Below are 6,000 nucleotides of genomic sequence, written 5' to 3'. Positions count from 1 at the left end.
CCCCCGCGCCGGCCCCCCGCGGCCCCCCCCCCCCGCCCCCCGCCCCCCCCCCCCCCCGGGGGCCCCCCCCCCCCGGGGGCCCCCCCCCCTCCTGTGCGTTCGAGGCGGGTCCAGGTCTGCTCCCGCTCAGCGGAGCCGGTCGGCGAGGTGCTCGGCGAAGGCGTCGCCGAGCAACCGGGTCCGTCCGGCGAAGCCCCAGGTGCGGTAGCGCAGCGTGCGCCCGTCGGTGGTGCGCAGCAGCACGACGGTGCGACGGAACCGGTGCAGCACGCGGCCTTCGACGACGGAGTCGTAGCGGTGCGCGGCGACCGGCGCGGACGGTTCGCCGGGTGCGGACTTGCGGCGCCGGGCGGCGCGCAGCCGCTGCAGCCAGCGCGGCGGGTTCCGGTGGAAGTGCCCGAGGGTGACGACGGTGAACACGATCGACAGGACCTCGGCGAGCAGGTTCACCACCCAGTACAGCAGCAGGCCGACCAGGATCAGGAACATGGGCGTCGCGATGATCGCGGCGACCAGCTGGGCGGTGTCGTCGTGCTCCAGCCGCTCGCGGAAGGGCATGGCCAGCACCGCCAGCACCCAGGTGGCGACGACCACCCAGATCATCAGCCGTTTGAGGTCGGGCCAGGCGAAAGCGGTGCGGTGCAGGGTCCAGCCCTGCTGGTCGAAGCGCAGCACTCCGCGGCCACCGGGGCGGGCGTGCACGTGGGTCAGCGCGGACACGCCGACATGTTCGGTGATCACCCGCGGAGATTATCGAGACGCCGCGGTCCGGCGAGGTGGTTCGGTGAATCCGGGAGCGCGGTCACCCCGCGCGGTCGTCGCCGCGCATCCGGGTGGCGTCGGGTCGTTCGGTGGCTCGACCGCGCGCCGGAGCCACATGATCGAGTGGTGAGCGAACGGCGGAGCGCGCAGCGGCCCGAAGTGCTGTCCAACGCGGCGATCGCGGCCTGGGGGATCGGGCTGGTGCTGCTGGGATTGATCTCGATCATCGCGCTGTGGGTGCTGGTGAGCAGCACCGGGCCGGAGGCCGGAACCCGGCTGGACGCCATCCGCACCGCGTTCAGCATCGTGCTCGGCGGTGGCGGGGCGGCCGGCCTGCTGCTGACCGCGCGCAAGCAGCGGTCCACCGAGCTGGACATCGAGATCAAGAGCCACGACTCGGCCGTGGCCCGGGTGACCGAGCTGTACGGCCGGGCCGCGGACCAGCTGGGCAGCGACAAGGCACCGGTGCGGCTGGCCGGGATCTTCGCGCTGGAACGGCTCGCCCAGGGCAACCCGGAGCACCGGCAGACCATCGTGGACCTGCTGTGCGCCTACCTGCGGATGCCCGCCGCCACGTCCGGCGCGGACGACACCGACCCCGCCCTGGAGCGGGAGGTGCGGGAGACCGCCCAACTGGTGCTGACCGCGCACCTGCGCGCCGACGAGGACACCGCCGAGCTGTTCTGGCCGGACATCCGGCTGAACCTGGCGGGCGCGGTGCTGAGCACGTTCCGGTTCACCCGCTGCCGGGTGCGGCGGGCGACGTTCGCCGGGGCCCGCTTCGACGGCGCCGGCGTGTTCCGCGGCGCCGTGTTCGAGCAGCAGGCCGACTTCCGGTCCGCGCGGTTCACCGGACTCGCGGACTTCCGGCGGGTGGGCTTCGACGGCCAGGGCGCGAACTTCCGCGACGCCCTGTTCGCGGGCGAGGTCGACTTCGGCACGCACACCGAGACCACTCTGACCGACGCCTCCGCGACGCCACCCGCCGACGGGGTCCGCCGCAAGTGGCCCGCCGGCTGGTGCGAGGAACCGGACGGGGAGCGGCACGTGCTCGTACGATCGGGTAATGGATCTTCCGGCTCGGTCACCGTTCGTGACAGCATGAGCCGGTCGGAAGACTGAACCGCCGAAGTGCGTGGAAGTGGGTGAACCCCTGTGTCCAGGATGCACGCACGACTCTCCAGTGCGCGCTGCACGTGCGCGAACCGCTCGACGCGGCCGGCACGGCCGTTGCTCGGCCGCGGTGGTTCGCCCACGGGCCCGCTCGGTTAGGTGATCGCGGCGGCCGTGGGTCGACCGCGGTCGCTCTCCCGGCCGGAGCAGTCCGCCTCGCCCGGAGCTCGGACGCCCGGATTCGCGGGGCGATCCGCGCGATCGGTCGACGGCACCGGTGCGGCTTGGTGGCCGCTCCGCGCGATCGATCCGCACGGTCCCGCCGCGGGGATCCTGGCGGACCGAGACCGGAACGTTCCGCCGCGGAGGCCCCTCAGCGGCGGTTCCACGCCGGATTCGCCGGAATTCGCGGGGAATCGAGGCGTGATTCATCACACAGTGAATCTCGGGAATTCGGCGCATCCCAGGCGTGCCGGTCGTTCGCTTGCAGCAGAACCGTTCGCGCCCGGAGCCGGGAATGCGCACCGCCGGTACGCACGAAACGCCGGTCGGCGCAATTCGAGGTTCACCATTTTCCCTGGTCAGGGGACTCGAAAACGGCTCCGTGCCGGGATTGCCACGCTCCGCTACCGGTGCTGCGGCAAGCGGGTACTTCGACGTGACGACGGTCGCCACTCCGCTCGGGAACACTGACGTACGGCTGTGCGTCTGCAAGAGTGGGGTAAGCGAGCACCGGCCCCGCCGCCAGTGGGCCACCGGTGGTCGCAGCAGGATCGAGGGCGTCGGGGTACGACCCGGCGCCGGGACGGAGGGAGATCACGATGCCTGGAACGCTCACCCGCCCCGAGCTGACCGCCGCCGACCGCTGCGACCGCTGCGGGGCCGCTGCGAAGCTTCGCGCCGTACTGCCATCCGGTGGGGAGCTGTTGTTCTGCGGGCACCACGGCCGGGAGTTCGAGCCGCGCTTGCGGGAAATGGACGCCGAACTCCAGCAGGACGAGCAGTAACGACACCCGACCCGAAAGCCCCGGAGAACCTGGTTCTCCGGGGCTTTCGGCGTACCGGTACGCGCGGTCAGGCCAGTTCGCCGAGCGCGTCGAGGAGCCGCCGCACGTCGGCCTCCTCGCTGTAGTGGCACAGCGCGGCGCGCACCGCGCCCTCCTCGCCGAGGCCGAGCGCGCGCACCGCCTGCCACGCGTAGCCGTGCCCGGCGGACACGTTGATGCCCCGCTCGGCGAGCCACCCGGCGACCTCCGCGGGCGAGCGGCCGGGCACGGTGAACGCCGCGATCGGCGTGCAACGGCCTGTTGGCCGGCCGACCCGGCGCACGTGCGGCAGCTCGGCGAGCCCGTCGAACAGCAGCGCGGCCAGCCGGTCCTCGTGGGCGACGACCGCGCGGCGGCTCGCGAGCAGCCGCTCCCGGCGGGTTCCGGTGGCCGCGGGGTCCAGCTCGGCGAGGTGGTCGACGGCCGCGGTCACCCCCGCCAGCGACTCGAACGGTGCGGTGCCCAGCTCGAACCGGGTCGGGATCTCGTCCGGCGAGGGCAGCAGCTTGTCCGGGTTCAGCGTCTCCAACGACCACGGGTCGGCCGCCACCACGGCTGCCAGGTGCGGGCCGGACCACTTGTAGGCGCTGGTCGCGTAGAAGTCGGCGCCCAGCGCCGCGACGTCGACCTCGGCGTGCGGGCAGTGCTGCACCCCGTCGACGAAGCTCGTCGCCCCCACCTCGCGGGCCCGCCGGGTGATGGCCGCGACGTCCGGGACCTCACCGACCAGGTTCGACGCCGCGGTGACCGCGACCAGCCTGGTCCGCTCCCCGATCAGCTCCACCACCCGTTCGGCGGGCAGCGACCCGGTCTCCGGATCGATCGGGGCGAACCGCACGGTCGCTCCGGCCCGCTGCGCGTGCTGCACCCACGGGCGCACGTTGGAGTCGTGGTCGAGCTCGGTCACCACCACCTCGTCGCCCGGGCGCCAGCCCGCCGCGAGGACCCCGGCGAAGCGGTAGACCAGCGCCGTGGTGCTCGGCCCGAACACCACGCACTCCGGGCCGGGCGCGCCGGTCAGGTCGGCCAGGGCGGCGCGCGCCCCGGCCACGACCGACACCGCCCGGCGGCTGGAGTCGAAGTCCCCGCCCACGTTCGAGACGCCGCGCGCCAGCACCTCCGCCACCGCGTCGATCACCTGCTGCGGGACCTGCGTCCCGCCCGCCGAATCGAGCCAGGACCGGCCGTCGGACAGCGCCGGGTACCGGGCCCGCACCTTCTCCACGTCGAATGCCATGGGGAGCAGGGTAGGCACGGGCGATCACACCGGGGTCGCGATCGGACACCGTCCGCAGCGGGCAGCGAGCCCTCACCAGGACCGCAGGGTGGCGATCCGCTCCTCCAGCTGCTCGACCGTGGCCATCGCGGTGGGCGGGCCGCCGCAGATCCGGCGGAGCTCGTTGTGGATCTTGCCGTGCGGTTTGCGGGTGCGGTGGTGGTGCAGCGAGACGAGCGTGTTGAGCTCCTTGCGCAGCCCCTTCAGCCGTTCCTGCACGCTCTGCGGGCGACGGGCCTGCTCGGCCTGCTCGGCGCGTTCGGCGGCCTTCTGCTCCTTGTCCGCGGCCTCGCGCTTGCCGACGGTCTCCAGCTGCTGCTCCTGGCGCTGGCGCAGCAGCGCTCGCACCTGGTCCGGTTCGAGCAGCCCTGGCAGGCCCAGGTAGTCCTGTTCGTCCTCGCTGGTGCCGAACGCGGCCGTGCCGAACGAGGAACCGTCGTAGATCACCTGGTCGAGCTCGGCGTCGGCACCCAGCGAGGTGAACGCCTTCTCCTCCTCGCCCGGCTCGTCCTTGGTGCGGTTCGCGTCGGCGAGGAGCTCGTCCTCCCAGCCGTCCTTCTCCCGGTGCGGTTTGCCCAGCACGTGGTCGCGCTCGGCTTCGAGCTGGCTGGCCAGTTCCAGCAGCACCGGCACGCTGGGCAGGAAGATGCTCGCCGTCTCCCCCGGGCGCCGGGCGCGGACGAAGCGGCCGACGGCCTGCGCGAAGAACAGCGGGGTGGAGGCGCTGGTGGCGTAGACGCCGACGGCCAGCCGCGGGACGTCGACACCTTCGCTGACCATCCGGACCGCGACCATCCACTCGCCGTCGGAATCGGCGAACTCGGCGATGCGGCCGGAGGCCTTCGGGTCGTCGGAGAGCACCACCGTCGGCGTCGTGCCGGTCATCCGCTCCAGCGTCTTCGCGTACGCCTTCGCCGTGACGTGGTCGGAGGCGATCACCAGACCGCCCGCGTCCGGCACCCCGCCGTTGCGGAGCTGCTGCAGCCGGGTGTGCGCGGCCTGCAGCACCGCTGGGATCCACTCCCCCGCCGGGTCCAGCGCGGTGCGCCAGGCCCGCGCGGTCTGCTCCGCGGTGAGCGGCTCACCGAGGCGCGCGGAGAACTCGTCGCCCGCGTTGGTGCGCCACCGGGTCTCCCCCGAGTACGCCAGGAAGATCACCGGGCGCACCACGCCGTCGCGCAGCGCGTCCGAGTAGCCGTAGGAGCTGTCGGCCTTGCTGCGCATCGACCCGTCGGCGTCCGGCTCGTAGTTCACGAACGGGATCGGCGTGTCGTCGCTGCGGAACGGGGTACCGGTCAGGGCCAGGCGCCGCACCGCCGGGGTGAACGCCTCGCGCGTCGCGTCGCCCCACGACTTCGCGTCGCCCGCGTGGTGGACCTCGTCCAGGATCACCAGGGTCTTGCGCCGCTCGGTGCGGACCCGGTGCAACGTGGGGTGCGCGGCGATCTGCGCGTAGGTGACCACCACGCCGCGGTAGTCGCTGGAGGTGAAGCCGTCGGAGTTGCGGAAGTCCGGGTCCAGCGGGATCCCGGCACCGCCCGCGGCCATCGCCCACTGGTGCTTGAGGTGCTCGGTGGGGGCGACCACCGTCACCGACTCCACCGTCCGGTCCGCCAGCAGCTCCGCGGCGATGCGCAGACCGAACGTCGTCTTGCCCGCACCGGGCGTGGCGACGGCGGTGAAGTCCTGCGGGTTGCTGGAGAGGTACTTCGCCAGCGCCCGGCGCTGCCAGGCGCGCAGCGGGCGCTGGGCGGCCTGCGACGGGTCGCTGAGCACAGATCGGACTGGATCGAGTTGTGCCTC

5 protein-coding genes are annotated in these 6,000 nt (G+C 73.2%); 2 read left to right on the top strand and 3 right to left on the bottom strand.

All coding sequences use genetic code 11. From position 1 onward, the window contains the following. Positions 1-126: 126 nt before the first annotated feature. Positions 127-741 (bottom strand): hypothetical protein, encoded by a 615-nt coding sequence (locus LCD31_RS00610; RefSeq protein WP_224955400.1) that lies wholly within the window; start codon positions 739-741, stop codon positions 127-129. A 147-nt stretch (positions 742-888) separates the two neighbouring features. On the opposite strand from LCD31_RS00610, the gene LCD31_RS00605 reads away from it, so the two are divergent. Together LCD31_RS00605 and LCD31_RS00600 are read left to right on the top strand one after the other, a co-directional pair. Next, on the top strand, positions 889-1,884 hold the full coding sequence (locus tag LCD31_RS00605) for a pentapeptide repeat-containing protein (protein WP_224955399.1): 996 nt from the start codon (positions 889-891) through the stop codon (positions 1,882-1,884). Between the two features lie 812 nt (positions 1,885-2,696). Then, positions 2,697-2,882 (top strand): hypothetical protein, encoded by a 186-nt coding sequence (locus tag LCD31_RS00600; protein ID WP_224955398.1) that lies wholly within the window; start codon positions 2,697-2,699, stop codon positions 2,880-2,882. A gap of 67 nt (positions 2,883-2,949) precedes the next feature. On the opposite strand, the gene LCD31_RS00595 is transcribed toward LCD31_RS00600, so the two are convergent. After that, the gene (locus LCD31_RS00595) at positions 2,950-4,158 is read right to left on the bottom strand and encodes a cysteine desulfurase-like protein (protein ID WP_224955397.1); all 1,209 of its coding nucleotides are present in this window, start codon (positions 4,156-4,158) and stop codon (positions 2,950-2,952) included. A 72-nt stretch (positions 4,159-4,230) separates the two neighbouring features. Further along, entirely contained in the window at positions 4,231-5,973 is a 1,743-nt protein-coding gene (locus LCD31_RS00590; RefSeq protein ID WP_224955404.1) for a DEAD/DEAH box helicase, read from the bottom strand. Positions 5,974-6,000: the final 27 nt, after the last annotated feature.

It is taken from the genome of Saccharopolyspora sp. 6M (assembly GCF_020176775.1).
In the GTDB taxonomy this organism is placed as follows: domain Bacteria; phylum Actinomycetota; class Actinomycetes; order Mycobacteriales; family Pseudonocardiaceae; genus Saccharopolyspora_C; species Saccharopolyspora_C gregorii.
This window is presented reverse-complemented; position numbering and strand designations above follow the sequence as displayed.

Coding starts and splice junctions, on each gene's coding strand:
- LCD31_RS00600 (WP_224955398.1), top strand. CDS start 2,697: ATGCCTGGAACGCTCACCCGCCCCGAGCTGACCGCCGCCGACCGCTGC.
- LCD31_RS00595 (WP_224955397.1), bottom strand. CDS start 4,158: ATGGCATTCGACGTGGAGAAGGTGCGGGCCCGGTACCCGGCGCTGTCC.